This is a genomic window from Pontibacter toksunensis (assembly GCF_042686245.1).
In the GTDB taxonomy this organism is placed as follows: Bacteria; Bacteroidota; Bacteroidia; order Cytophagales; family Hymenobacteraceae; genus Pontibacter; species Pontibacter toksunensis.
Genome location: NZ_JBHUOX010000005.1, coordinates 295,104 through 319,314 on the forward strand (window position 1 = coordinate 295,104; position 24,211 = coordinate 319,314).

Below are 24,211 nucleotides of genomic sequence, written 5' to 3' on the forward strand. Positions count from 1 at the left end.
GCAAGCTGAAAACATGCATCATGTAAAACCACAAAATAAAATCCTGCGGCAGAGAAAAGCTTAGAAGGACAGTATTACCATTCCACTTTCTAATTCTAAACTTTCCAACTTAAACTATATCATCAATAATCGCCAGATGCCTGCTAAGAGCACAACTACAAGGGCTACCGGTGTCAGGACTTTCCAGCACAGGTACATGAGCTGGTCCACGCGAAGGCGCGGGTACGTCCAGCGAGCCCAGAGTTGCACAAATAGCAGCACAAAAGTTTTGGAGATCAACCAGAAAGCTGCCCATAGGTTTCCGGAAATTTCACCTATCGTGCCGGTGGTCCAGTTGGCAAGTGCTATGGAGCCTATGTTCGGCAAAGGCGTGTTCCAACTTCCCAGGAAAAGAATAACCGCCACCAGGCTCACCAGCACCATCATACTATACTCTGCCAGGAACAGCACCGCAAAACGGAAGCCGGAGTATTCCACGTGGAAACCTGCTACCAGTTCCGACTCAGCCTCTGGTATATCAAACGGAGCTCTATTACTCTCTGCCAATGATGCAATAAAGTATATCACAAAAGCCACCAGCAGCATGGGAGCCCGGAAAATATTCCAGGTGGTGATGCCTCCGATGTTGGTCGTGTCAATACCCAGGGCCTGAATGCCGAAAAGCCAGTTTGTGTCGTATCCCATGCCCGGGAATGCATTCATGAGCACCCCCTGCTGGTAACTTATCTCCTGGAAATCCAGCGACTGGCTTATCATGACAGCAGATAAGATAGCCAGACCAGCCGGAATCTCATAAGACACAATCTGCGCCACCGAGCGCATCGCCCCCAGCATAGCATACTTATTATTCGAACCCCAGCCTGCCATCAGTAATCCAATCACATCCAGCGAAATAATAGCCAGCAGGTAAAAAACTCCGATGCCAATACCCGCAGGCACCAGTGTAGGTGAGATGGGAATAACCGCGAAGCCAGCGAAAACAGCGGCAAAAATAAGTATGGGTGCGAGTTTAAAGAGGCCTTTATCGGCCAGGGCAGGCACAATGTCTTCTTTCTGCAGCAGCTTGACCACATCCAGCACCGCCTGCAGCGAGCCATAGGGCCCGGCTTCGGTTGGTCCCAAGCGGTCCTGCATAAAGGCCGCCACCTTCCGCTCCGCGTACGCCAGCACGATCACAACTCCAAGTAAGAGCATCAGTGTCAGCAGGAAAGCAAGCATAGGCGTTCTGGTTGTTTTAAGAAAGCAAAGTTAGGAGTTAATATGCGAATGTGCTAATAAGAAGGTGTGGTAATTGAGATTTTGGGAATAGCGTGTGGTATGCCTATTGAATGTGAAGCAGAAAGTAGTTCTGTTGCTCCAGAGTTTAAACTAAAATAAACCATAGCAACATCGTCACCAATATAGCGGCAATGCCCTGCATTAAAGTAGCCATAGTATGTGCTTTGTAGGCATCGGTAACTGTTAGGCCGCTGAACTGGGTTACCACCCAGAAATAGCTATCGTTAACGTGGCTTACGGCCATAGCGCCTGCCCCGATGGCCATGACTACTAAGGCCAGCGGTACCGCACCTGCTATTCCTGCCTGAGCCAGCATGGGCGCTACCAGTGCTGAAGTAATCACCAGGGCTGCTGTAGAAGAGCCTTGTGCCGTTTTTAAGGCAGCAGCCACAAAGAAAGGTATCAGCAAGATGAAGGCGCCGCTCAGTGATTCGCCTGCTGCAAACCCTTGTATCAGGCCAGCGACAGGTGTGGCTTTGATCACAGAACCGAACGCTCCTCCTGCACCTGTCAGCAAGAGGATGATGGCTGCATCTTTCAGACCTTCTCCTATCCAGCCTGTTAAGGTTTCTTCGTTCCACTTCGGCAACAGCGGGAAAGCAGCAAAAACACCTATGAGCAAGGCTACCACAGGCGTACCCAGGAAGAGAAGAAAGTCAGCTGCGCCTCCTGTATACTGCAGGTAACTTACAACCGAACCTACACCTATCAGAAGAATGGGTAGAAAGATGGGAGTGAAAGCCTTGGCTGTGGAAGGTAGTTCACCAAACTCCCTCACCACCTCCTCATAAGTATACGCTACTTTGTCTTCCCCTTTAATATAAATTTTAGACGCTACCTTGACAGCCCAAAGATAACCCACAGCTATCACAGGTACAGATACTACTAAGCCAATCAGTATGATGGTGCCGAGGTAGCCACTGGCACCAATATTACCAGCAGCAGCAATAGGTCCTGGCGTTGGCGGAACAAGGGTATGTGTGGCGTATAGGCCTGTGGCCAGTGCGATGGACATAGAGGCCAAGGGGACCTGTGCCCGATGCGCCAGCGCCTTCTTCAGGCTAGCCATGATAACATAAGCAGAATCGCAGAACACAGGTATGCTCACAATCGCACCAATCAGCGACATAGCCAATTGCGGCCGCTTCTCTCCTACTACCCGCAACACCACCTCTGCCATTCGCAAAGCCGCCCCTGATTTCTCCAGTATTTTCCCGATAACCGTACCAGCCACAATGACAATCCCAATATAAGTCATCAGGCCGCCGAAGCCTTCATTTATTGCCTTCACGACTTCGCCCAAAGGCAAACCAGCAGCTATACCGACTCCGAAAGCGGCAATCAGTAAACTCAGAAAAGGATGAAGCTTGAATTTTGCAGTAGCCAGCACAATGAACCCCACGCCCAGCAGCAGAATCAGAAAAAGCAAGGGGCCTTGTACCATGGGGATTTTGAAAGCAGTTTTATTTGAGTTGAGATGCTTTATTGATTAAACGTGTGATGTTGCGTGCGCAGGAAAATAAAAGTGCTTCTGCATCTGCGATGGCTTGTTCTACTTGCATTGGGGCATTGACAATAGCATGGCAGCTTACAAAATGTTCCAGCAGCTGCTCGTGACCTTTTCCCAATCCTCCCGAAATCAGTATGGTGCCTACTCCGTATTTCTTCGCCAGATTCGCCACATACAAGGGCGCTTTGCCATAGAGGGTCTGGTAATCACTCTGACCCTCTCCTGTTATCACCCAATCTGCTTCTTTGATTTGGTCTTCCAAGCCTGCTGCCTCGGCTACTACCTGTGAACCTGAAATGATTTCTGCGCTCAAAGCCAGAAAGCCAAAACCTAGTCCTCCTGCTGCGCCTGCGCCAGGTATGTTTTGCAAATTGTTATTCAGTTGTTCCTCTACCAGGTCAGCATAATTCCTCATGCCTTTATCCAATGCCATTACCTGTTCTCCTGTCGCCCCCTTCTGCGGACCAAAAATATAAGAAGCTCCGTTTTCTCCACATAATGGATTTTCCACATCACTGGCAATCCTGAACTTACATGCCTTCAGGTTAGGGTGAAGATTAGAAAAATCCAGCCTTGCAATTTTCTGCAATGACTCGCCAACTGGCTTTACCTGATTCCCTTCCAGATCCAAAAAACCCGCTCCCAGGGCCTGTAGCATACCAAGACCTCCATCGTTTGTGGCACTTCCTCCTAAACCGATGATGAATTTCCGCAGCCCTTTGTCTATTGCCTCTGCTATTAATTCACCTAAACCGAAGGTGGTAGTTAGCGCTGGATTTCGCTTGTCCTCCGGCACCATCAGCAGACCTGCCACCCGGGCCATTTCAATGACTGCCGTTTCTTTGTCGCCTAAAATGCCGTAGCAGGTATTGATTCTTTCTCCTAAAGGACCAGTTGCTGTAGTACTTACGCTTTGACCTTGGGTAGAGAAGAGCAGCGCATCCAACGTACCTTCGCCTCCATCAGCCATGGGGATTACCACTACTTCCGCCTCAGGAATCTCGAGATTAAAGGCTTTCCTGATAGTGTTACCGACTTCCTTAGCGGATAGGCTGCCTTTATAGGAATCCGGAGCAATGACTATTTTCATACCTACCCCTCCACCAGATGCGGCACGAACTGCGATAGATTTGTGATGATGCCTTTTTCGCGGCGGAATCCAATGGCGCAGCCTTCTCCTGCCCAGAACACACCTGCCTGGTACTGGTAATTGTTGCCGTCTTCCGGCAAGTCGCACCAGCGCTGGTACACTTGCTTCTGAGCATCATACTCTCCTTCCATTTTCGTGACACGCACCCTGTCCACCACTTCCACACTCTGCCCCTCACGGCCAAAGTACGGTTTGCGGATATACTTGCCTTTTAAGGGCTCTAAATCGGCCTCCAGCAGCAACGGGTGGTACGGGAAAGCTTTCCAGAGCCACGCCAGCATGCCTTTACTCTGGAAAAGCAACGTATAAGCAGGATTGGCGATAACCACGTTGCGGGTGCGGGAAAGCAGCGTGAGGCTCTCGAGCAGTTCAGGCTCCTCCCAGGCTATCTGCTCCCAGGGCAGCAACTTAAACAGGAACGGAAACTGCTGCCACTGCTCTGCTCCTACCTGTGCCCAAACCCCTTTCTCAGCGCCTTCCGTGGAAACTGTCACATCCTCTATGGGGCAAAGATGGGCGTCGAATCCTGCCTCGCGGGCAGCCTGCGCTATGATGGCACAGTTTGTTTCGTCTTCAGCACTGGCGCCTATATACGTCAGCAGCAAGGCAGGCGGCAGGTCGTCGTTGAGCATGCGCCAGGATTTGAACTGCTCCACCAGCGCCTCGTATAAGCCCGAGTATTGGTTGGCATCTTTCTTACCGGCAGCAGCCAGGCTCGCCCACTGCACCACCGCGGTCTCTGGTATAGAGGTAGCCGTATCGGCATTGAATTCTATCAGTTTAGGACCTTCCGGCGTTTGCGCCAAGTCAAAGCGGCCGTACAGGTGCCAGTGCCGCTCATCATTCCAGGACTGCCGCACTAATGGCCAGAGGTTTTCAGGTATACCTAAGACTTGCAGGAAGGCATCGGGCAAAGCATCCGGCACTGCCTGTACCATCATGTCGTAAAGTGTGTCGGCGGCATCTAACAAGGCATCCGCCTCTTTCTCGGAAACGATGACAGCCTCACCAGGTACGTAGTTCGCGCAGCCGTCTTCCACGCACCATTCCCAACCCAGGCCGCGCACAGCAGTTTCCACGTCGCCTGTATGTGAGGTCAGGCGTACGGTTTTATTTCCCATCGTTAATCATGTTTTTCTTTTACGTACAGACTTAAGCCCCTGCCCCACCGCTGCGGCCTCTGAAGAAACCACTTCGGCCAGAAGTTGGCGCTGTGGCGCGCTGCCTGTAACTCTGCACATTCTGGCGCCAGGAATCCGTGCGGTTGATCAGGTTAGGATTGGCATAATAGCCAGGGCGTGGTGCCATCATACGGCCGGCCATATAGCCCATTCCGCTCCACCAAAGCACACTGCCCAAACCAAACCCGCCCTGCTGGTAAGTCTGCTGGTTGTTAGCTAATGCCTTCATCTGGTTCTCCAACTCCAGCCCCTGCAGGGTATCGATGCGCCCGTCGTTATACTTTAATATGGCCATGCTCTGCCCGGGAGCCGTTGTGCGTTCATCGGTTATTTTCCATTGATCCGGAGCCTCCTCCGTCAGCTCTGTTACAATGCCATCCGGCACGGCTACTTCGCTATCTGCATTCCATTCATCCTGGTTAGAGCTGTTGCTGCAACTGGTTAAGCCCATGCAAGCAGCAGCGGCCACAATAAAAGCATTCCGCTTAAAGTCGCCTATAGAAAGGTATCTTTTCTTCATAATCTGTAAGTTCTTAAAGGGAGGTTTATCTTGTACGGAAAAACGACAGCAAGCAGTCTACTTTTATACTTTGCTAACTCCCGGTTCCATATTCCACAGGCACATTACCCCTATTCATAATTCGGAATTCTTAATTCGTAACTGGCGCAAAGCGCCGCCTCCTATTCCCACAAAGGGTAATGCTCCAGGTGTACCTGCCGCTTAAAGAAGATCCGGGTGCTTTCTTCAAAAGAGCGGGTAAAGTCAGAGACATAGAATTTATGGTCCCCCACCAGCTTATCGGAGGCTAAATCGTGTGCCTCCAGGTAAGCTTTTACATGCTGCGCCACAATCTGGCTGGCATCCAGCACGTCTACCTCTCCTTCATAAAAGTGCTCAATCTGCTTTTTGATAAGTGGGTAGTGTGTGCAACCAAGGATAAGCGCCTCTATGCCCTGCAGGTCCGGATCAGATAAATATGTGTGGATGACACTCTCGGAAATAGAATCGTTGAAAAACCCTTCTTCTATCATGGCAGCCAGTAATGGGGTAGCATGCGACTTAAGGTTGATAGCGGAACCAAGCTCATCTACCTTTTTGCGGTACACATTAGAGTTTACCGTTTGCTTCGTGCCAATCAGGCCAATGGTCTTGTTCGGGTACGTTTGCCCGATGTGCTGCACAATCGGGTCAATTACGTTCAGCACTTTTGCCTTGCTCCCCACATATTCTTTCACCAGCTCATAGGCCGCAGCCGAGGCCGAGTTACAGGCAATCAGAATCAACTTGCAGTTTTGCTTAATAAGCAAGTCACAAATCTTCACCGCATAAGACTGTATGGCAGCGGTCGATTTGTCGCCATAAGGCAAGTGGGCGGTGTCGCCAAAGTATATCAGGCGCTCGCTTGGCAGCACATTAATGATGGCCTGCGCCACTGTCAGCCCACCAATGCCGCTGTCAAAAATGCCAACCGGCCTCTGTTTTTTATCCTCAACCATAGAGCGAATTTAATTAAAAGCTTTCATATGTCACCTTACCAGGTAAAACAAGCTTGATTGCACTTGCTTTTGCCCCAAACTGCACTTCTGCACTTCATCAGAAAAGTTAAATTCAAAAGTACAACGATACCATAGCTTATGTTATGAAATAAATTATGTTTAAATATTTGTTGCTTTAAAGCAATAATTCTAATTTAGAAATGAATTACTCCACCAGCTTTTCATCCTGAAGTGGAGCTTCAGGTGTGGCATAAAAAGCGAACAACGCAGAACAGAAAGAAAGGCTGTCTTATTAAGTAAACAAATAGGAGTATTATGCAAAGAACCTTTACGCCACCGGCACCTACAGTAAAGAAATCTGCTTTATACGGTAATCTGACTGCGCGCTTCATCGCCTTTCTGGTAGATACAACGCTTCTTGTGTTTTCTTACTCTTTTGTGCTCTATGGCATCAGCGATGCGCAGCAGCAGGTATATACCTGGCAGGATATCTTTCAGAACGGCGTTAACGTGAATGAGTTATTTGCCCTGAGCAAAACACTGTTCCTCAACCCCTACTTCATTATCATGCACTGGCTGTACTTTACCCTGCTGCACTCTTCGCCAAAGCAGGCAACAATCGGCAAGTTTACGCTGGGTTTACGGGTAACGGATCTGCGCGGGAAGCGCATCAATTTTGCACAGGCAAACCTCCGCTATTTCTCTAAAATATTCTCCCTCATACCGCTGTGCCTGGGCTTTCTACTGTTGCTTTCCACACGCCGCAAGCAAATGCTGCATGACTACCTTTCCCGCACCGTAGTGGTGACCGACTAGAAATTTCACTAAAAAATTGCACTTTCTCGTCTACCTTTTTTCAGTAAGCCGTATAAATGTGTATTGAAAACAAACTGAAAGGAGGATTATTATGAGATTTATTCCAACCCGTTTTCACGGGATATTAGATTATGTTGTGGGGCTGGTATTGATAATTTCCCCATGGTTGTTCGGTTTCTCTGACGTAGCCTATGCTACCTGGATTATAGTAGCTGCCGGTATTGCGGCACTTTTACAAACTATCTTCACTGATTTTGAAGTGGGCATTATCCACAAAATTCCGATGCAGACACACCTGATGGTTGATTTTGGTATGGGTGTTATCCTGGCCTTGTCGCCCTGGATATTCAGTTTTGCGGAGGAAGTATACATGCCGCACCTGATTGGTGGTCTATTCGCTATTCTGGCTTCGCTTACCACGCACCGTGTACCGAGCGAGTCATACAGAAGAACCCATACACAACACGACAGAGTAGGGTAAACTATCTTAAGCTACATTGTAGAACAGGCTGGCCAGATGGCTGGCCTGTTTTATTTTGCCTGCACCTGTGCAGATAAATCCCTAAATTTGCACTATGAATTACCTATCAGCAGAAAATATATCAAAAAGCTTCAGCGAACGCTGGCTTTTTAAAAACCTGAACTTCGGTATTAGCCAAGGCCAGCGCATTGTGCTGGTGGGTGTGAACGGCTCAGGCAAAACTACCTTACTGAATGTGCTGGCAGGCCACCTGCCCCCCGATGAGGGAAGTGTGAGTGTGCGGAAAGAGGTGAGCATTGGCTACCTGGGCCAGAACCCTGTGTTTAACGAAGAGCTGACGGTGCACGAAAACATCTTTTCCGGACAGAACGAGACGCTGGACCTAATACGGGACTATGAAGCCGCCATGGCCAACCCTAACACCAGCGGTGAGAAAATGCAGGAACTGATGGAGCGCATGGATGAGCTGCAGGCCTGGGATTTTGAAGTGAAGGTAAAGCAGGTACTCTCCAAACTAGGCATCAATAACCTGGATGTAGTTATTAAGAACCTCTCCGGCGGGCAACGCAAGCGGGTAGCCATGGCCCGTGTACTGATAGAGGAACCGGACCTGCTTATTATGGACGAGCCAACCAACCACCTGGACCTCGATACCATCGAATGGCTGGAGGGAATGCTGTCGACGCAGAACACCACGCTGCTGATGGTAACCCACGACCGCTACTTCCTGGACAAGGTGGCCAACGAGATAGCTGAACTTGACAACGGGCAAATCTATACCTACAAAGGCAACTACAGCTACTTTATAGAGAAGAAGGCAGAGCGTGAGGAGGCTGCCGTAGCCGAGACAGAGAAGGCCCGCAACCTGATGCGCAAAGAACTGGAGTGGATACGGCGCATGCCGAAGGCGCGCGGCACCAAGGCCAAGTACAGGGTAGATGCCTTTGAGGAACTGAAGGAAAAAGCAGCTAAGAAAACAAGTGGCCCTCAGTTGGAGCTCTCTGTTAAAACCACACGGCAGGGCGGTAAAATCATTGAGGTAGAGCACATCTCCAAGTCCTTTGGCGATAAGAAGATTGTGAATGACTTCACCTATGTGTTCAAGAAGAAAGACAGAATAGGCGTAGTAGGTCCGAACGGAGCCGGCAAGTCTACCTTCCTGAACATGCTTACCGGTAAGTTACAGCCTGATGCAGGCACCATAGATGCCGGCCAAACCACCGTTTTTGGCTACTACACCCAGGACGAGCTCTCCTACAAAGAGGACCAGCGTGTTATTGATATTGTAAAGGAAATTGCAGAAGTGGTTGAAATGGCCAACGGCGAGGTGATCACGGCCAGCCAGTTTCTGCAGCACTTCCAGTTTCCTCCGGTGCAGCAGTATACTTTTGTGAGCAAACTGAGCGGTGGCGAGAAACGCCGCCTGCAGTTGCTGCGCGTCCTTATCAAGAACCCAAACTTCCTGATTCTCGATGAGCCTACAAACGACCTGGACATCATCACGCTGAATATCCTGGAAGATTTCCTGCTCAATTTCGGAGGCTGCCTGCTCATTGTGAGCCACGACCGCTATTTTATGGACCGGCTGGTAGAGCACCTGTTCGTATTCGAGGGCGAGGGCGAAATCCGGAACTTCCCGGGCAACTACACTGACTACCGTGAATGGCAGAAAGAACAGGAACGCGAAGAGGTCATCAGAGCCGCTGCCACACCAGCAGTGGCAACAGTGGCAGCAAAGAAGACAGAACAGCCCGGCAGCAATAAGCGCAAGCCCACTTTTGCGGAGCAGAAGGAGTATGAGCAGCTCGAAAAGGATATTGCGAAGCTGGAGAGCCGCAAGACCGAACTTATGGAAACGATGAACGCAGGCACCACCACAGACCACGAGCAGCTTACAGCCTGGGCCACGGAGTTGGAGAATATCAATGACTCCCTGGAGGAAAAGGAATTCCGCTGGCTGGAGTTGTCTGAACTGATGTAAGTTCCCGGTTCACATCATGCACTTGAACCACATGCCCTGAGAGCCGGAGGATTCTCAGGGCATGTGGTTCAGGCCTTTGATCACAACAGCGCCTTTCATATTTTGCTCCCCTACCCGCACAATTTCCTTTTTAAAGGATTTGGGATCGTTTATGGTTTCATAAAAACCGTCCAGGAACTTGATGGTCTGCTTCCGGTATCTCTGGTCAATCAGGGTACTCTGCAGGTATACGTCATAGAAAGCCATTTTGTGCGCGTTAAACGCACTGACAACTGCTCTGTAAGTAGACTCCGGGAAAGCATAACCCCTGAATAGGCGTTGCCGCACTGAGGTAATTCCTAACTCGGGAGGGGGTACCGCGTACGGCGTAGACACAATACCCGAATAGTCAAAATCATACGGGACAGGGTATGGGGAATTCAGTGAGTCGAGGGATACAAGCTTTATGTTGTGGCGGAACGGGACAGACCAGTCTGTGTTACCAATCATGTACTGAAACATAGCCACCCTTGCCATCGCCAGTTCATCTGTGCCATCCATCCTCAGCACAAGCTCTTTCTGAACGATATGGCCTTTGTTTCTTTTGGCCATGTCGTCGTCATCTTCTAACAGGAAACCATACTTAGTCTCTGTTTTCCTTTTACCCTCCAGGTCTACGTACTCCACTTTGCAGAGCCTCGCCCGGAAGCTCATGTCTGTCATGATGTTATAGAGCTTATACACCAGGTACTCACGCAGCAGGTACTCCTCCCCGTTGCAGTGCGTTACAAGTTTCAGCTTATTTACCTTTCCAAACACTGTTTTACCGACTGTGCTGCGGGAGAAATTCAGCATCAGGGGCGGAAAGCCACATACTGTGGGATCGCGGCGGCGGTTCCCCCGCACCATTATCTTGAGGTTTTCTGACACCGCTGTGCCATCTTTCCCTTTGTAAGAGATAACCGCCGGATGATACGCTCTTTCCTCCCCCCTGTCCTTCAGCACAGTCCTCATCTCCATTGTAATGCTGAACAGGAGCGGCTCTTCGCTTTTAAAAAGAGGGTTTTCTTCCCACTGCTCCACTGGAAGTGAATCAGCAGCCTGAATGTCTGTTTGCAACTGTGTCCGGCTCGGCAGGGGAAGAAGCAACAAGAAACTGATGAGCGCATACAAGACGAACTTTTTCATATCTGTAGTTTTAAATCACTTGGTATCCGCTCCAATACTTTTTCCAGTCAGGATAGAAAGGGAGATGGCATGGGTGCATTTTAAGTTTGAAGAGAGTTCCTGCCTTTTGGGTTTAGGGAAAAGTTTTATAGCTGCGTCTGCGGTACGCAGCAAGTAATCTTGGCCTTAAGCTTACTTAAACAGTTCTTTTATCACTTGTCCTTTCATTGTTGCAGGCTCCATTTTTATCTCTATGCGTATGGAGTCCAACACTTGCGCTACTGCTGTAGAATCCATGGCTACTTTTACCACCGTGGTATCAGCCCGTGGCACTACTACCGCAGGGTCCATTTCAAACCTGAGCAAACGAGCAACTGTGGGGGCGATATCCACCAATGTATACCTGTTCTCTATCACCCTGCCCTTTCTAAAATCCGGCCCCAGCGCCAGTAAGCTTATTTTCTGGCATCCTTCACAGCTGTCGCCGTGCTCCATCCAGCCACCATCTATCCCGTCTAAATGGCGGCCATGGTCGTTGGTGATGATGAGTGTTGTTTTATTCTTGTAGTAGGAATCATCATTTAGAAAATCCCAGAGCTGCTTTACATACCTGTCGTTCCTGGAGATGCCCCTCAGGTAATTTTCTGAGTTCCCCGCATGGGCAAAGCCATCAGGCTCCATAAAGTTTATCAGCACCAGGTTCGGCTTGTGTGTGTTCAGCACATTTTTAGCTGCTTCCAGGGTAAGGGAGTCCATACGGTATCCTGATCCGGGCCCACTGATCCCACCATCGAAGGACGGCTGGTACGTTCCCTGCCAGTCAGGCCGTTGGGTATTGGCAAGCATGTGCAGCTTATCTTTACTGGAGACAATCCACGCAGCGGTAGCTGGCTTACCAGATTGCTTTAGAAAATACTGAAATATAGAAGGGTTGGCAGGAAGTTCATCTCCATTGTTATCTATTGGTTGGTTAACACCCGTGGTGATAGCCGCATGACCGGAGTTGGTGTAGGTGTAGGCATCGTTGTAAAAATTACTCAAAAAGCCTCCTTTGGGCTTCATTCTGGCAGACATGTTCGGGATAAGCCCTGGCGTAACTGCCCAGGTTTCGGAGTAACGCGGACCATCAATCACCACGATAATCACGTTTTTGGTGCGCAGCGGTTTTTTCTGTGCCTGGTAATTGGCTTCCTGAGGTGATGTAGCTGGCTGAGGTGAGGCGCAGAACATAAGCAGGGTTAAGGCTGAAAAGCACAGCCTTATACCGGAGCTTAGAATTCCTTTTCCTGTCTTTGTGGAAGCAAATAACCCCATTTCGGTAGTGGTTTACTCGGGCCTTTCCTGCCTTACATCTAAATAAATATACGAATTATATAGTTTTTAAGACATCATGCGCTATAGAAAAGAATTTGACGGCATGTGTTATACCTAAAAAGCAATCAGAACAGTATCAGGAACGCTTCAGGCGAACTTTTACCTTTTTCACCTGCTTGCTATGTCTGGCCATAACAAGGCAGGATTCTATTAGTTTAACTGGTAAGGCGTATTGGCCTTAGCTTACAGTAACGGCGACTCCCGGCTCATTTTTTCAACCAATAACTTACCTTGTAGAACAATCAGGGCTGTCAACAATCTGCAACAAAAAACCCGGTCGCTTATGGCCGGGCTCTTTTTGATGCGTTGAATAAGCTCTTCTTAATGAGTCAGCTCATGGCTGATCTGGAAACCGAGTTTGCGTGGCTTCGTAACGTGGGTATTTTCCAGTTTCTGCTTCAGTGTTATGCGTTCGATGTCACTTACATCCTGCCCCATCAGGTCATTGTTAACGGCTGCTATCATGGCGCTTTCCACTATAATGCGAAGTGTTTTGTCGTTGATCTTGTTTTCCTCAATGTTCGAGATTTTTTCCTTCGGAAGGTCCAGTTGCCTCACTCCTTCAATGCAGAAGTGCATATCTATATTCACCAGCATGCGCCCTACTAGATAGCCGGGGTCTTCGAGGCGGTTATACTTGATGGTATCGGCCATAAAGTTATAAGCCATGATGTGCCCGAAGAACCTGCGCCGAAAATCCTCCTCCACATAATCGCTTCGCATGATCTCGTAATCGTCCGGGAACGTGATGATGTTAGAGTGCATCACAAACACAAGTAAATCACCAGAAAACTTTATCTGAAACTCATGCTCTCCTACGTTTTTGTATTCGATAGCAACATTATCATCCAGCTTTGTTAACCGCTCCGTCAGCTCTGCTACCAGTTCCTGAGAAATTTCCTTCATGCGGTTAAATGTCTCTTTGGTATTGCGGTAAATAGCCTGCTTTGTCTTGGACTTCTGGTGCAGCCCGTTTATAATATCATCTAATTTATCTTCCATAATCCCTTATACGGTATTCAATAATGTGTTCAACTCTGTGTTTACATCAGAAACAGACACTTTGTTTAAGTACCCACACTCAAAACTGGTAGCCAGCTAAGCAGAACGCTCATACTTTTGTGCCAATCGTTTACTTTTCATGGCCCTACACCATACCCTGGTGGTGGCGTGACGCTGCTTCGCCCCTGTCCTTCCAGTTGAAACGCTACCTGCCTTAATCCCGGTTTTGCCCCTGGATGATGCAATAGCATATTCCGTGCCTGAGGCAATTCAAAAACCTCTGGAATGCTGTTCAAAGCTCCTGCAGGCACATGTTGCTGATGGAATTTCTGCAACAGAGGCTCCCGCTCCTGCTGCAGGATGAGGTTACGCAGCAACTCGTTTATCTCAGTACGATGCTGCACACGGTTGTAGTTGGTACTGTACCTGGGATCATCGGCAATTTCAGCTGCGCCCAATATATGACACAGCTTCCGGAACTGCCGGTCATCCCCTATTGCCAGCACCAGCTGTTTTCTGTCTTTAGCAGTATAGGCGCTGCCATAAGGCACTATGCTGGGGTGTTCAGACCCCAGGCGCTGCGGGTTGTATCCCGCCACCAGGTAGCCAGTTGCCTGGTTAGCCAGCGCCGACACCGCCGCCTCCAGCAGCGACACCTGCACCATCTGCCCCTTACCTGTCCGCTCCCGGTACAGTAGGGCTACCAGTAGCCCCTCCTTCAACTGGTGCGCCGTCAGGATATCCATTAGCGCAACGGGCATTTTAGTGGGTGCTCCTTCAGGTGCTCCGTTCAGGTACATAAAGCCGCTTTCGGCCTGCACCACGGCATCATAGCCTGCCCGGTTGTCGTTTGGGCCATAACCTGTGATGTGGCCATAGATCAGGCGCGGGTTTATACTGCTGAGTGTGCTGTAATCTACCTTTAGCTTTTCGGCATCGCCTGGTTTATAACTGGCAATCACAATATCTGCCTGCTCTACCAGCGTGTACAGGCGCTTCAGGTCGCTTTGCTCTGTCAGGTCCAGTGGCAGCGACTGCTTCCCCCAATTGGCAGCACAGAAATAGGCGGGAGTGTCTGTGTCAGCCTGCTCGCTGCTTACTTTCCAGCGGCGGGTTACATCTCCCTGTGTGGCAGCATTCTCTATTTTGATGACCATGGCGCCTAATTCCGCAAAGAACTGCCCCACACTTGGCCCCGCCAGCACGCTTGCCAACTCCAGCACCAGCAAATCTTCAAACATCGGGTTCTGCATATACACTGCTCATATCTCAGGCCTTTGCCTGATGGTACATTTTCAAATATACACAAACATCAGTAGGAATTCTGTTACAGGTTCGGGCAGAGAAAGTGGTGTAACCTGGGTTTCTTGCTGGCAGAACTAATCTGCAGGTGTGCAGCCGTGACAGTAACCCATTCTGTTCTAAACAAAAAAGACGAAAACATATCCTGTCTCCGTCTCTTTACAAATGTCTTTTAAAAACTACTCCAGCTCTGCCAATACCTCTTCGCTTAGTTCGAGGTTATGATATACTTTCTGCACGTCGTCATCGTATTCCAGGGCATCCAGTAACCTCAGTACCTGGCGTACAGCCTCGGGGTCTTCCACTGTTACCGTTGTCTGAGGAAACAGCTGCAGTTCGGCACTTTCCAAATTTAAGTTCAGTTCTTCTATCTTCTTCTGCATCGCCCCGAAATCTTCCATGGCACAGTACACGGTCATATAATCTTCATCAAACTCTACGTCTTCAGCACCGCCATCCGCTAATTCCAGCATCAGTACCTCTTCCTGCACAGGTTGCTCCGGGTCCTGCTTCACAGTAAAAACACCTTTCCTGTCGAACAGGAATTCCACTGAGCCATTTACACCCAGGCTGCCGTTCCCTTTATTAAAAATTGTACGCATGTTCTGTACAGTTCGGTTAATATTATCTGTCAGGCATTGGATAAATACCGCCACACCATTGGAGGCATAGCCCTCATAGGTTACCTCACTATAATCTCCGTCTGCCCCTTCCCCCTTCGAAATGGCGCGTTCTATGTTGTCTTTCGGCATGTTAGCTCCTTTGCTCTGTTGTATTGCCAGGCGCAGGCGCGGGTTTGCATCGGGGTCAGGACCGCCCTCCTTCACAGCTACCGTTATCTCTTTTATCAGCTTCGTGAATATTTTCGATCGTTTAGCATCCAGCGCGCCTTTCTTGCGCTTTATCTGCGACCATTTGTTGTGTCCTGCCATATAGAGATGAATCTGTTAAGTTTAGTAAGACATACGGTTTCTTTTGCCTGACAGTACGAAAACAGGGTTGTATATGATGGAGGAGGCATAAAAAGAGCAGCCCTGCGCTATGGCAAGGCTGCTCTTTATAGTGAGTATAGTTTCTATCTATAAACTTATCTGCTTAAAGCACAAACATAAAGATGGCATTAACGATGTTCACGCCTAACAGTAAAAAGAAGTTAGGGGATTCTTGTATAACCTTTTTCATGAATATATAATTTATGATATATTAAATTAGATTCTGGTTTTGCTAAACACAAGCATTTTTACGCCTGCTTCCACACAATGTTGCAGCAGTTATGACTTTTAAAACAAATATTATAATATTTAAGTTTTAATATATAGTTAAGCTGCCATTTACCCCTTTTCAAGTCCGTATTGCCTTCATAATCAGAAGCAGCACTTAAAGCTTATATAATATTACAGGCACTATATATTCAGCTAATTTTATGCAAATATAATACTATATTTAATATTTAAACGATTTCAAGAAAAAATGTTTCACAGCGTCTTTTGAGCTTCAAACCTATATTTATGTTATCTTTACCATGCAGACACTCAACATAAAGCGTATGTGTGATTGATTGTGAGGAAACATAATATATCAGACTTTGAATTTCAGTTCATTTAACCTACACGACGACGTATTAACAGGAATCAACTCCATGGGCTACAACAGCCCCACACCTGTGCAGGAACAGGCTATTCCACTTATACTCGACCAAAAAGATATGATTGCCTGCGCCCAGACGGGCACCGGCAAAACTGCAGCTTACCTGCTTCCGCTCATCGACAAGATATCCCATGGGAACTTTGACCACACCAGCACCCTGATTCTGGTGCCGACACGTGAGCTGGCCAAGCAGATAGACGAGCAGGTGGAAGGTTTCGGTTACTTTGCCTCCGTGAGCTCTATTGCCATCTACGGAGGCAACAAAGGAGATGATTGGGATCAGCAAAAGCGTGCCCTTACCACAGGTGCCGATATTATTATCGCCACGCCTGGGCGCTTGCTCTCGCACCTTGCCATGGGCTATGTAAAGCTGGACCAGTTGAACCACCTTGTGCTGGACGAGGCGGATAAAATGCTGGACATGGGCTTTATGGATGACCTCCTGAAGATCATTAACCAGCTGCCAAAACAGCGCCAGACGCTTCTTTTCTCGGCTACCATGCCCCGTAAAATCCGTGACCTGGCGCAGCAGATTCTTAAAGATCCTGCTGAGATAAACCTGGCAGTTGCCAAACCGGCCGAGGGAATAGACCAGCGCATTTACCTGACCTACGACAACCAGAAGCTGCCCCTGCTGGAGCACCTGCTGCGAGAGTTAGATGTACAGAGCATGATCATCTTCACCTCCCGCAAATCCAATGTGAACCAGATTGTGCGGTCGCTGCTGAAGATAGGCTTCACTGCCGAGGGTATCTCGTCGGATATGACGCAGGACGAGCGTGAAAAGGCGCTGCAAGGCTTCAAGAACAAGCAATACCAGATTGTGGTGGCCACCGACATTCTCTCCAGAGGGATTGACATAGACAGCCTGAGCCATGTGGTGAACTTTGATATGCCGCAGGACGCCGAAGACTATGTGCACCGCGTGGGCCGTACAGCGCGCGCCTCCTCTACCGGAGTGGCTATTACGTTTGTAAACGAAAAAGACATGTTCCGTGTGCAGAAGGTAGAGCGCCTGATTGAGCGGGAAGTACCCAAGCTGCCACTTCCTGAGGACTTCGGGGCTGCCCCGGCTTATGATCCGACAAAACGCCATGACGGCGGCAGCCATCGCCAGAGAAGCGGCAACCGCCCTGGCGCCGGAGGCAGAGACAAGCAGCACCGCAGCAAACACCACAGGGAAGGCAGCAAGCCACGCCACGCCGATGAAGGCAGCAAAAGACCGGTAAAGGCTGCCAACCATACTCCCCGTCCTCGCCCCGAAGGTGGTGGAGACAAGGCGGCCGTAGCAGGCGAAGGGGGCGGCGAGAAAAGGCGCAAGCGCAACAACCGCAACCGGAACCGTGGTGCAGCAGGTCAGGGGCCGAAAGAGGAAAACCAGCCTGCATCATAGCAGCATCAAAATAAGAATAGCCAGAGCCGCTCACAAAGCGGCTTTGCCTGTTTTAGGCACAATGTTCGCTGCATTCTCCTTTCAAAGCCAGAACGAAGCAGTACCTTTGTGTAAATCAGGCAAAACAGTAGCAGACAGACAATGAGAGCATTATTACTGATAGATATTCAAAATGACTTTTTACCGGGTGGCGCACTGGCTGTACCGGAAGGCGATGCCATTATTCCGGTAGTAAACAGGCTGCAGGGGCAGTTTGACTTGGTAGTGGCAACCCAGGACTGGCACCCGGAAAACCATCAAAGCTTTGCCTCCAGCCACAAGAGCAGAAACACCTTCGAAGTAATTAAGCTGCAGAGCCTCAATCAGGTACTGTGGCCGGACCACTGCCGGCAAGGCTCAAAGGGTGCCGAGTTCTCTGATGCAGTAGACATGAGTCGGGTAGAAACCATCTTCCGCAAAGGCATGAACCCGGAAATAGACTCCTACAGCGGTTTCTACGACAACGGCCACCTGAAAAGCACCGGCCTGACAGATTACCTGCGAGGCAAAGAGGTAACTGAAGTGTACGTTGCCGGCTTAGCCGCTGATTTCTGTGTGTACTTTACCGCCAAAGACGCGCTACAGGAAGGCTTTAGTGTATCTATAGTAGAAGACGCCACACGCGCAATCAGCCCGGAGGGCTTTGAAAAGGCGAAGGCAGATATAGAAAGCAAAGGAGGCAAACTGGTGCAGAGCCATACGCTGATAAGCTGATAAGGTAAATCAGGTGCAAAAGCTTGAAAGCCGCTCCACAAGGGCGGTTTTTTTTCGCCTATACCGCAAAAACAAAAGTAAAATCGTACATCCTCAGCAGGAATAGCAGTCTAATTCTCTTCAAAAATAATTTTTAGTGTTTAAACAAAAAATAATTTATCAACTATAGTTATAGTTTACAAATTTTATTACCTTGTTTAGGCAAAGCGGCACTAATACAAGGCTTTGCATTCCGCCATATAGCTTCAGGGACAGCGGCAGGCATACCTGCCCCATGTGTAATAGGGAAATAGAGAGCTAAAGGGAAGGGTACAGGCAGAAGCTGTGATCCACTGGAAACTTTAGCACACTCATTCTAACCTAACCTATACACATGAAACAGACTATGCTGCTGGCTTTGTGCCTGCTATTCAGTTCTCTTGCCTCTGGGCCCAAAGCCCCGCAACCGGCACCGTAAAAGGTGTGGTGGTAGACTCCGCCACACAGAAACCGCTCAGCTACGTTACTGTAGTCATCAGCAGGCCTGACAAAGACGTACCCGTCAAAACTACCTTCACACAGGATAATGGTAAATTCGAAGTTACAGGATTACCGCTGGCCCCCTACAAGCTCATTCTTACCTTTGTAGGTTACAAGCCTTTCTCTATGGCATTACCCGCGCTGGAGGCGGGTAATGCCGTAGCCGATGTGGGCCAGCTAAGCATAGCCAGTACTGCCAAGCAGCTGCGGGAAGTGGAGGTAACGGCAGAAAAGATGCTCATCTCCCAAGACATCGACAAAATCAGCTACAATGTGGAGTTCGACCCGGAGAGCAAAACGCTTTCCGCCCTCGATATGATGCGCAAAGTGCCGATGCTGAGCCTCGACGCTGAAGAGAACATTCAGTTAAATGGCAGCGGCAGCTTTAAGGTGCTTGTGAACGGCAAGGCCTCTACCCTCTTTGCGCGCAACCCGAAAGATGTTTTCCGCAGCATGCCTGCCAACACCATCAAGCGAATCGAGGTTATCACTGATCCTCCTGCCAAGTATGACGCCGAAGGAATTGGAGGCATCATCAACATTATTACCCACAATGCGCCCAGCAACGGCTACAATGGCAGCATCTACCTGTCGCAGAGCACCCCAGACAGCAGGTACGGCTCTGCCAACGTTACTGCAAAAGTGGGTAAGTTTGGCCTCTCCGCTTACGGCGGAACAAACATGTTCACCAGCCCGGGCTTTACCTCGACTTTTGAGCGCACGAACTTAAAAACCGGTGCCAGGGTGATACAGTTGGGTTCGGGCCAGAACCAAAGCTACTTTAGCTATGTGTCCGGTGAAATGAGCTATGAGATTGACACCATGAACCTTATCTCTGCCAAGTTCAGCCTCAATGGGAATGACTTTGAGTCGCAGGGGCTGCAGACAGTGGAGGAGTTGAACAGGTCAGGTATCCGTACGCAGTTCTATGAGCGCATTAACCCTTCCACGGGCCATTGGTATAATTACGAAGCAGGACTTGATTACCAGCACACTTTTAAGCGCAACAAGAACCAACTGCTGACACTCTCTTACAAGATCGGGAGCGAAGAGAATGGAAGCGAAGCTGACCTGCTGTTTAACCCTGTCCTAAACTACTCAGGGCCTCTGGTAACCCACACGGTGAACGACGGACAATCTGTAGAGCAAACATTCCAGGCCGACTATGTGCACCCGTTTCAGAAGCACACACTGGAGGTTGGCGCCAAGACCATCCTGCGTGACAACGGCAGCGATTATTTCTACCGCAACTACAACGCCGAAACCAACACATTTGAGGAAGTGCCGGGGCTGAGCAATGAGTTTGATTACAGCCAGGATATCTACGCCGCCTACACCTCCGCCAGCCTGCGCTTCGACAAATGGGGGCTGCGCCTGGGTACGCGCCTGGAGCAGACGATAGTAGATGCGAACTTCAAATCATCCGGGTCGGTGGCGGAGCAGGATTACCTGAACCTGATCCCCAACATTACCGTTACCCGCACGCTCAAAAACATGGCGACCCTGAAAGGCTCTTACACGCAGCGTATTGAGCGGCCGGGCCTGTACTTCCTGAACCCATATGTAAACAGGATGACAGAGAAGAGTGTTTCTTTCGGTAACCCTAACCTGGAGGCGGCCACGAGCCATGTGTTCAGCCTGTCGCACAGCTTTTTTAAGGGAAGCAACTCCATGAACAGCACCCTGACGCACGCCTTCACCAATAACGCCATCCAAAGCTATACCAGCTATAACCCGGCAGACTCTGTGAGCAGCACGACCTTTGGTAACATCGGCAAGAACGCCACCACCACGCTTTCGCTTGGTGGTAATGCCACTCTTTTCAAAAAACTGAGCCTCAGCCTGAACGGCACCCTCAACTACAGCGACATCAGCGGCAACATAAACGGTAAGTTGTTAGAGAACAGCGGCATAAGCGGCTACATGTTCAGCAATATCAGCTACAGGTTTGAGAAGAACTGGCGTGCCAGCGTGAACATGGGGTATTATGCACCACGTGTGTTACTGCAGGGCAGGTCGTCCGGGCAGTTCTGGAATGGTGCTTCCGTTAGCAAGAGCTTCCTGAAAAACGAAAAAGCCAGTGTCAGCCTATCGGTGCAAAGTCCCTTTGATAAGTACTTCACCTACTATAACGAGCTCATCGCTCCGGATTTTATTCAGCGCAATGAGTCCCGCAACATACGCCGCCGCATTAGCATTGGCGTCAGCTACAAATTCGGTAAGCTGAAAGAAGACATTAAGCGCACCAGGCGCGGCATCAAGAACGATGACGTGAAAGGCGGTGAAAGCAGCGGCGGCGGCGGGAATGGCAACTAACGCTGCTTCGCTTTAGAAAACAGACATGCCCCAGCTTTGCTGATAAGAGGCTGGGGCTTATCTGTTCTCCATACCTTTCATAAGCCTGCTGCTAAAAGTAGGTACCGCTGCAGCATCACTGCACCTGGTAGCATCCGGCAACGGATATAAAATTATAATCGGTATTTACTTCTTTTGTCCTTTAAAAAAGCTAAATTCATAAGGAGTTGATTTAAAACGGGTTCGCATCTACAACTAAAATATGCAGCTATGGAAACAACAGGAAAGTACATCATCATGATTTTATTGTTGTGCGGCGGCAGCTTTGCACAGGCCCAGCAGACTGCCACTACTTTCCGGGTAAAAGCAGGAGAAGAACCCATGAAAGTAATTCCGGTTGAGCATCAGTACCGTTACCCTTTGTTTCAGAAAGGAAAGGTAGTGTACATGAATGGCAGCTTTACGGCAGCTACATTTAACTATAATAACCTGCTAGGCGAAGTGCAGTTCATCAACTCCAAGGGAGACACGATGGCCATAGCGGGTGAGCCTGCGCTTTATTCTGTTTTAGTTGGCGAAAGTGAATACCTGTATAACCAGGAAGAGGGATTTCTGGAAGTTGTGAAGGAATTCGATGAAATGAAGCTGGGAAAAAGAAAGAAGCTGGAGTTCGCCGGAGCAGACAAGGTGGGCGCCTATGGCCAGTCTTCTGGAGCCTCCTCCATCAGAAACACGAGCACCATCATCAGCAACAACAGCCAACGGTACTCCCTGGCACAGAAAGGCGATGTGGTGTTTTCAGAGAAGCTAACTTATTTTCTGGTAGACGAGAGAAACCAGTTTCATAGAGCGAACAAACCCAACATACTAAAGTTGTTCTCTAAACACAGGAAGGCCATCTCCAGCTATCTAAAGGAGCATTCCCTTAACTTAGACAAAGAGGAGGACCTGGTAAAACTGCTTCAATTCTGCACCACCCTGAACGCTTGATGCTACCTTTCCCACTCAAGCTTCGGTTCTAACTTTCTATCAACAGGGTGAGCAGGACCTGCAGCACAATTTTGGTGCATTACACCAGGTCTTAGACCTGCTTCACTCTGCGGAAACAGGCAGAGATGGGCTTTATACGCTGATACGCTGCCGTTTATACTACTTGCCCTATCCCAAACAGCAGCACAAACAACAGCGTGGTAAGAGCCATTTGCTTCAGGTAAGGGTCCAACTCCTGAGAGGTCTGCTTGAGCCACACGTTTACCCCATTTACCAGCACCAGCGGCAGCGCCAGCACAAACAGGAATTGCCACGAACCATTGTAGTTCAGCAGCACGTAGGCAAAAGCGCTTGCCACACCACCCAGCAGCAGCAGCAGGTGATAAAGGCGGGCACGTTTAGGACCCAGCCGCACAGGTATGGAGTATTTGCCTGCCAGTGCATCAGACTTTATGTCGCGGATGTTGTTTACGTTGAGCACAGCCGTGGAGAAGAAGCCACAGACAAGGGCAGGCAATATTACCACCGCATCCATTTCCTGTGCCTGCAGGAAGTATGTTCCCAGCACGCCCACCAGGCCAAAGAAAACAAAGACGAAAAGGTCGCCCAGGCCGGCATAGCCGTAAGGCTTATCGCCTGCGGTATAGTTGATGGCGGCCCAGATAGAAGCCAGCCCCAGCACCAGGAACACCAAAAACAACAGCATGCCCTCCGTTCCGAACGCAACCCAGAGCAGCATCAGGCCGGATACTAGCGACAGCAGGCTAAAGACCAGCATGCCCTTCTTCATCTGCGCTGCCTTAATATAGCCGGCCTGCACCGCCCGCTTCGGCCCTTCGCGGTGCACACTGTCGGCACCATGCTTTGTGTCGCCGTAGTCGTTGGCGAGGTTCGACAGGATTTGCAGGAAGAGGGTAGTCAGCACGCAAAGACCGACGATGGCACCGTTAAAAGCATGGTGGGCAGCGGCCATAAACCCGCCCATACCAATGCAGGAAAGCGCCAGCGGTAGCGTGCGTGGCCTAAAAGCCGAAATCCAGGCCTTTACCAGACCTGGATTCGGTGTTATATGTTCTTTGGTATTCAATGCTGTTTCTGATGCGGTTTACTGGACCAGGGTTTTACCTTTGCCAGCCATCCTCTGTGTAAATTATTTTTTTATAGCAGCCAACAGCTCTTCACTCATCGGTTTCACCTTTGAGGGATAAAACCCCATTACCTGCCCATTCTCATCCACCAGGTATTTACTGAAGTTCCAGGCTGGTTCCTCCTGGTTTGGCGCGTTATGCTGCAGCCACACATAGAGCGGGTGTTTGTCCTCTCCTACCACCGACACTTTCTCGAACATCGGAAAGGTGACGCCATAGTTCTTCTGGCAGAAAGAAGCTATCTGCTCATTGCTGCCCGGCTCCTGCCCACCAAAGTTATTTGCCGGAAAACCTAACACCACCACCTCATTTCCATGTTTCTCGTGCAGTTGCTGCAACTCGGCATACTGTGGCGTATAGCCACATTCAGAGGCTGTGTTCACCAGCAGTACTTTCTTGCCTTTGTAATCAGAAAAGTTGACATTTTTGCCGTCTAAAGTCTTCACCTGAAAACCATAGAAGTCACTGGTCTGTGCATTTGGATTGGAGGTTGTTTCTGCTGCCATCGTTTCTGAATCTGAGGTTAAGTTCTTGCTTGCACCGTTCTGGCAAGCCACAAAAGTAGTAAGCAGGCCCATCAGCGCTGTTATCAGTAAAAGAAAAGTAAAGGTTCTGGTCATCTTTAATTGACTAATAGTATCAAATATCGCTCATGCTGCTCCTGTAACAGAAAAGCTTGCTGTATGTTTAGCAAAAAATTTCTGCAGTGCGGGACTGTAGCACATACCGCTAATTTCAAGGAATACGT

Annotated in this window: 20 protein-coding genes; 7 read left to right on the top strand and 13 right to left on the bottom strand. The window is 49.3% G+C overall.

Features of this window, described 5'->3' with window-relative positions; genetic code table 11:
- Positions 1–114 precede the first annotated feature (114 nt).
- The 6 genes from ACFS7Z_RS09300 to murI all read right to left on the bottom strand — a co-directional run bounded on the left by ACFS7Z_RS09300 (position 115) and on the right by murI (position 6,616).
- Positions 115–1,218, bottom strand: a complete 1,104-nt coding sequence (locus ACFS7Z_RS09300) for a complex I subunit 1/NuoH family protein (RefSeq protein WP_377483672.1) — start codon at positions 1,216–1,218, stop codon at positions 115–117.
- 145 nt (positions 1,219–1,363) lie between these two features.
- Positions 1,364–2,722, bottom strand: a complete 1,359-nt coding sequence (locus tag ACFS7Z_RS09305) for a GntP family permease (protein WP_377483674.1) — start codon at positions 2,720–2,722, stop codon at positions 1,364–1,366.
- 19 nt (positions 2,723–2,741) lie between these two features.
- Entirely contained in the window at positions 2,742–3,878 is a 1,137-nt protein-coding gene (locus ACFS7Z_RS09310; protein WP_377483676.1) for a glycerate kinase, read from the bottom strand.
- 2 nt (positions 3,879–3,880) lie between these two features.
- A complete protein-coding gene (locus ACFS7Z_RS09315) occupies positions 3,881–5,059 on the bottom strand; it encodes a glutathionylspermidine synthase family protein (RefSeq protein ID WP_377483679.1) in 1,179 nt (392 codons plus the stop codon).
- A gap of 31 nt (positions 5,060–5,090) precedes the next feature.
- Positions 5,091–5,639, bottom strand: coding sequence for a hypothetical protein (locus tag ACFS7Z_RS09320; RefSeq protein ID WP_377483681.1), 549 nt, complete (start codon positions 5,637–5,639; stop codon positions 5,091–5,093).
- A gap of 161 nt (positions 5,640–5,800) precedes the next feature.
- Complete coding sequence (gene murI / locus ACFS7Z_RS09325; RefSeq protein ID WP_377483683.1) at positions 5,801–6,616, bottom strand: glutamate racemase; 816 nt, start codon at positions 6,614–6,616, stop codon at positions 5,801–5,803.
- Between the two features lie 315 nt (positions 6,617–6,931).
- On the opposite strand from murI, the gene ACFS7Z_RS09330 reads away from it, so the two are divergent.
- The 3 genes from ACFS7Z_RS09330 (at position 6,932) to ACFS7Z_RS09340 (ending at position 9,894) form a co-directional block, all read left to right on the top strand.
- On the top strand, positions 6,932–7,432 hold the full coding sequence (locus tag ACFS7Z_RS09330) for an RDD family protein (RefSeq protein WP_377483686.1): 501 nt from the start codon (positions 6,932–6,934) through the stop codon (positions 7,430–7,432).
- Between the two features lie 91 nt (positions 7,433–7,523).
- On the top strand, positions 7,524–7,913 hold the full coding sequence (locus ACFS7Z_RS09335; protein WP_377483688.1) for an SPW repeat protein: 390 nt from the start codon (positions 7,524–7,526) through the stop codon (positions 7,911–7,913).
- A 94-nt stretch (positions 7,914–8,007) separates the two neighbouring features.
- Positions 8,008–9,894, top strand: a complete 1,887-nt coding sequence (locus ACFS7Z_RS09340) for an ABC-F family ATP-binding cassette domain-containing protein (protein WP_377483691.1) — start codon at positions 8,008–8,010, stop codon at positions 9,892–9,894.
- Positions 9,895–9,948: 54 nt separating this feature from the next.
- Here ACFS7Z_RS09340 and ACFS7Z_RS09345 read toward each other — a convergent pair whose 3' ends face one another.
- The 5 genes from ACFS7Z_RS09345 to ACFS7Z_RS09365 form a co-directional block, all read right to left on the bottom strand.
- The gene (locus tag ACFS7Z_RS09345; protein ID WP_377483693.1) at positions 9,949–11,061 is read right to left on the bottom strand and encodes a hypothetical protein; all 1,113 of its coding nucleotides are present in this window, start codon (positions 11,059–11,061) and stop codon (positions 9,949–9,951) included.
- A 171-nt stretch (positions 11,062–11,232) separates the two neighbouring features.
- The gene (locus tag ACFS7Z_RS09350; protein WP_377483695.1) at positions 11,233–12,354 is read right to left on the bottom strand and encodes a sulfatase-like hydrolase/transferase; all 1,122 of its coding nucleotides are present in this window, start codon (positions 12,352–12,354) and stop codon (positions 11,233–11,235) included.
- A 381-nt stretch (positions 12,355–12,735) separates the two neighbouring features.
- A complete protein-coding gene (locus ACFS7Z_RS09355) occupies positions 12,736–13,416 on the bottom strand; it encodes a hypothetical protein (protein ID WP_377483697.1) in 681 nt (226 codons plus the stop codon).
- 137 nt (positions 13,417–13,553) lie between these two features.
- Entirely contained in the window at positions 13,554–14,669 is a 1,116-nt protein-coding gene (locus ACFS7Z_RS09360; protein WP_377483699.1) for a CaiB/BaiF CoA transferase family protein, read from the bottom strand.
- Between the two features lie 228 nt (positions 14,670–14,897).
- Positions 14,898–15,650, bottom strand: coding sequence for a YebC/PmpR family DNA-binding transcriptional regulator (locus ACFS7Z_RS09365; RefSeq protein WP_377483701.1), 753 nt, complete (start codon positions 15,648–15,650; stop codon positions 14,898–14,900).
- Positions 15,651–16,303: 653 nt separating this feature from the next.
- Here ACFS7Z_RS09365 and ACFS7Z_RS09370 point away from each other — a divergent pair.
- From ACFS7Z_RS09370 to ACFS7Z_RS09385, 4 genes are all read left to right on the top strand, one after another.
- Positions 16,304–17,758, top strand: coding sequence for a DEAD/DEAH box helicase (locus ACFS7Z_RS09370; RefSeq protein ID WP_377483703.1), 1,455 nt, complete (start codon positions 16,304–16,306; stop codon positions 17,756–17,758).
- Positions 17,759–17,899: 141 nt separating this feature from the next.
- Positions 17,900–18,511: a bifunctional nicotinamidase/pyrazinamidase gene (gene pncA / locus ACFS7Z_RS09375; protein WP_377483705.1), complete on the top strand. Its 612-nt coding sequence runs from the start codon at positions 17,900–17,902 to the stop codon at positions 18,509–18,511.
- Positions 18,512–18,910: 399 nt separating this feature from the next.
- The gene (locus ACFS7Z_RS09380; protein WP_377483707.1) at positions 18,911–21,346 is read left to right on the top strand and encodes an outer membrane beta-barrel family protein; all 2,436 of its coding nucleotides are present in this window, start codon (positions 18,911–18,913) and stop codon (positions 21,344–21,346) included.
- Between the two features lie 249 nt (positions 21,347–21,595).
- The gene (locus tag ACFS7Z_RS09385) at positions 21,596–22,315 is read left to right on the top strand and encodes a hypothetical protein (protein WP_377483709.1); all 720 of its coding nucleotides are present in this window, start codon (positions 21,596–21,598) and stop codon (positions 22,313–22,315) included.
- 154 nt (positions 22,316–22,469) lie between these two features.
- On the opposite strand, the gene ACFS7Z_RS09390 is transcribed toward ACFS7Z_RS09385, so the two are convergent.
- Both ACFS7Z_RS09390 and ACFS7Z_RS09395 read right to left on the bottom strand, forming a co-directional pair.
- Positions 22,470–23,402 carry a 1,4-dihydroxy-2-naphthoate polyprenyltransferase gene (locus ACFS7Z_RS09390; protein ID WP_377483711.1) on the bottom strand — a complete coding sequence of 311 codons (933 nt, stop codon included), beginning with the start codon at positions 23,400–23,402 and terminating at the stop codon, positions 22,470–22,472.
- Between the two features lie 63 nt (positions 23,403–23,465).
- Complete coding sequence (locus ACFS7Z_RS09395) at positions 23,466–24,083, bottom strand: glutathione peroxidase (RefSeq protein ID WP_377483714.1); 618 nt, start codon at positions 24,081–24,083, stop codon at positions 23,466–23,468.
- Positions 24,084–24,211 lie beyond the last annotated feature (128 nt).

Excerpts from the sequence above, each read along its gene's own strand:
- ACFS7Z_RS09300 (WP_377483672.1), bottom strand. The coding sequence starts at position 1,218 with ATGCTTGCTTTCCTGCTGACACTGATGCTCTTACTTGGAGTTGTGATC.
- ACFS7Z_RS09305 (WP_377483674.1), bottom strand. The coding sequence starts at position 2,722 with ATGGTACAAGGCCCCTTGCTTTTTCTGATTCTGCTGCTGGGCGTGGGG.
- ACFS7Z_RS09310 (WP_377483676.1), bottom strand. The coding sequence starts at position 3,878 with ATGAAAATAGTCATTGCTCCGGATTCCTATAAAGGCAGCCTATCCGCT.
- ACFS7Z_RS09315 (WP_377483679.1), bottom strand. The coding sequence starts at position 5,059 with ATGGGAAATAAAACCGTACGCCTGACCTCACATACAGGCGACGTGGAA.
- ACFS7Z_RS09320 (WP_377483681.1), bottom strand. The coding sequence starts at position 5,639 with ATGAAGAAAAGATACCTTTCTATAGGCGACTTTAAGCGGAATGCTTTT.
- murI (WP_377483683.1), bottom strand. The coding sequence starts at position 6,616 with ATGGTTGAGGATAAAAAACAGAGGCCGGTTGGCATTTTTGACAGCGGC.
- ACFS7Z_RS09330 (WP_377483686.1), top strand. The coding sequence starts at position 6,932 with ATGCAAAGAACCTTTACGCCACCGGCACCTACAGTAAAGAAATCTGCT.
- ACFS7Z_RS09335 (WP_377483688.1), top strand. The coding sequence starts at position 7,524 with ATGAGATTTATTCCAACCCGTTTTCACGGGATATTAGATTATGTTGTG.
- ACFS7Z_RS09340 (WP_377483691.1), top strand. The coding sequence starts at position 8,008 with ATGAATTACCTATCAGCAGAAAATATATCAAAAAGCTTCAGCGAACGC.
- ACFS7Z_RS09345 (WP_377483693.1), bottom strand. The coding sequence starts at position 11,061 with ATGAAAAAGTTCGTCTTGTATGCGCTCATCAGTTTCTTGTTGCTTCTT.
- ACFS7Z_RS09350 (WP_377483695.1), bottom strand. The coding sequence starts at position 12,354 with ATGGGGTTATTTGCTTCCACAAAGACAGGAAAAGGAATTCTAAGCTCC.
- ACFS7Z_RS09355 (WP_377483697.1), bottom strand. The coding sequence starts at position 13,416 with ATGGAAGATAAATTAGATGATATTATAAACGGGCTGCACCAGAAGTCC.
- ACFS7Z_RS09360 (WP_377483699.1), bottom strand. The coding sequence starts at position 14,669 with ATGCAGAACCCGATGTTTGAAGATTTGCTGGTGCTGGAGTTGGCAAGC.
- ACFS7Z_RS09365 (WP_377483701.1), bottom strand. The coding sequence starts at position 15,650 with ATGGCAGGACACAACAAATGGTCGCAGATAAAGCGCAAGAAAGGCGCG.
- pncA (WP_377483705.1), top strand. The coding sequence starts at position 17,900 with ATGAGAGCATTATTACTGATAGATATTCAAAATGACTTTTTACCGGGT.
- ACFS7Z_RS09385 (WP_377483709.1), top strand. The coding sequence starts at position 21,596 with ATGGAAACAACAGGAAAGTACATCATCATGATTTTATTGTTGTGCGGC.
- ACFS7Z_RS09395 (WP_377483714.1), bottom strand. The coding sequence starts at position 24,083 with ATGACCAGAACCTTTACTTTTCTTTTACTGATAACAGCGCTGATGGGC.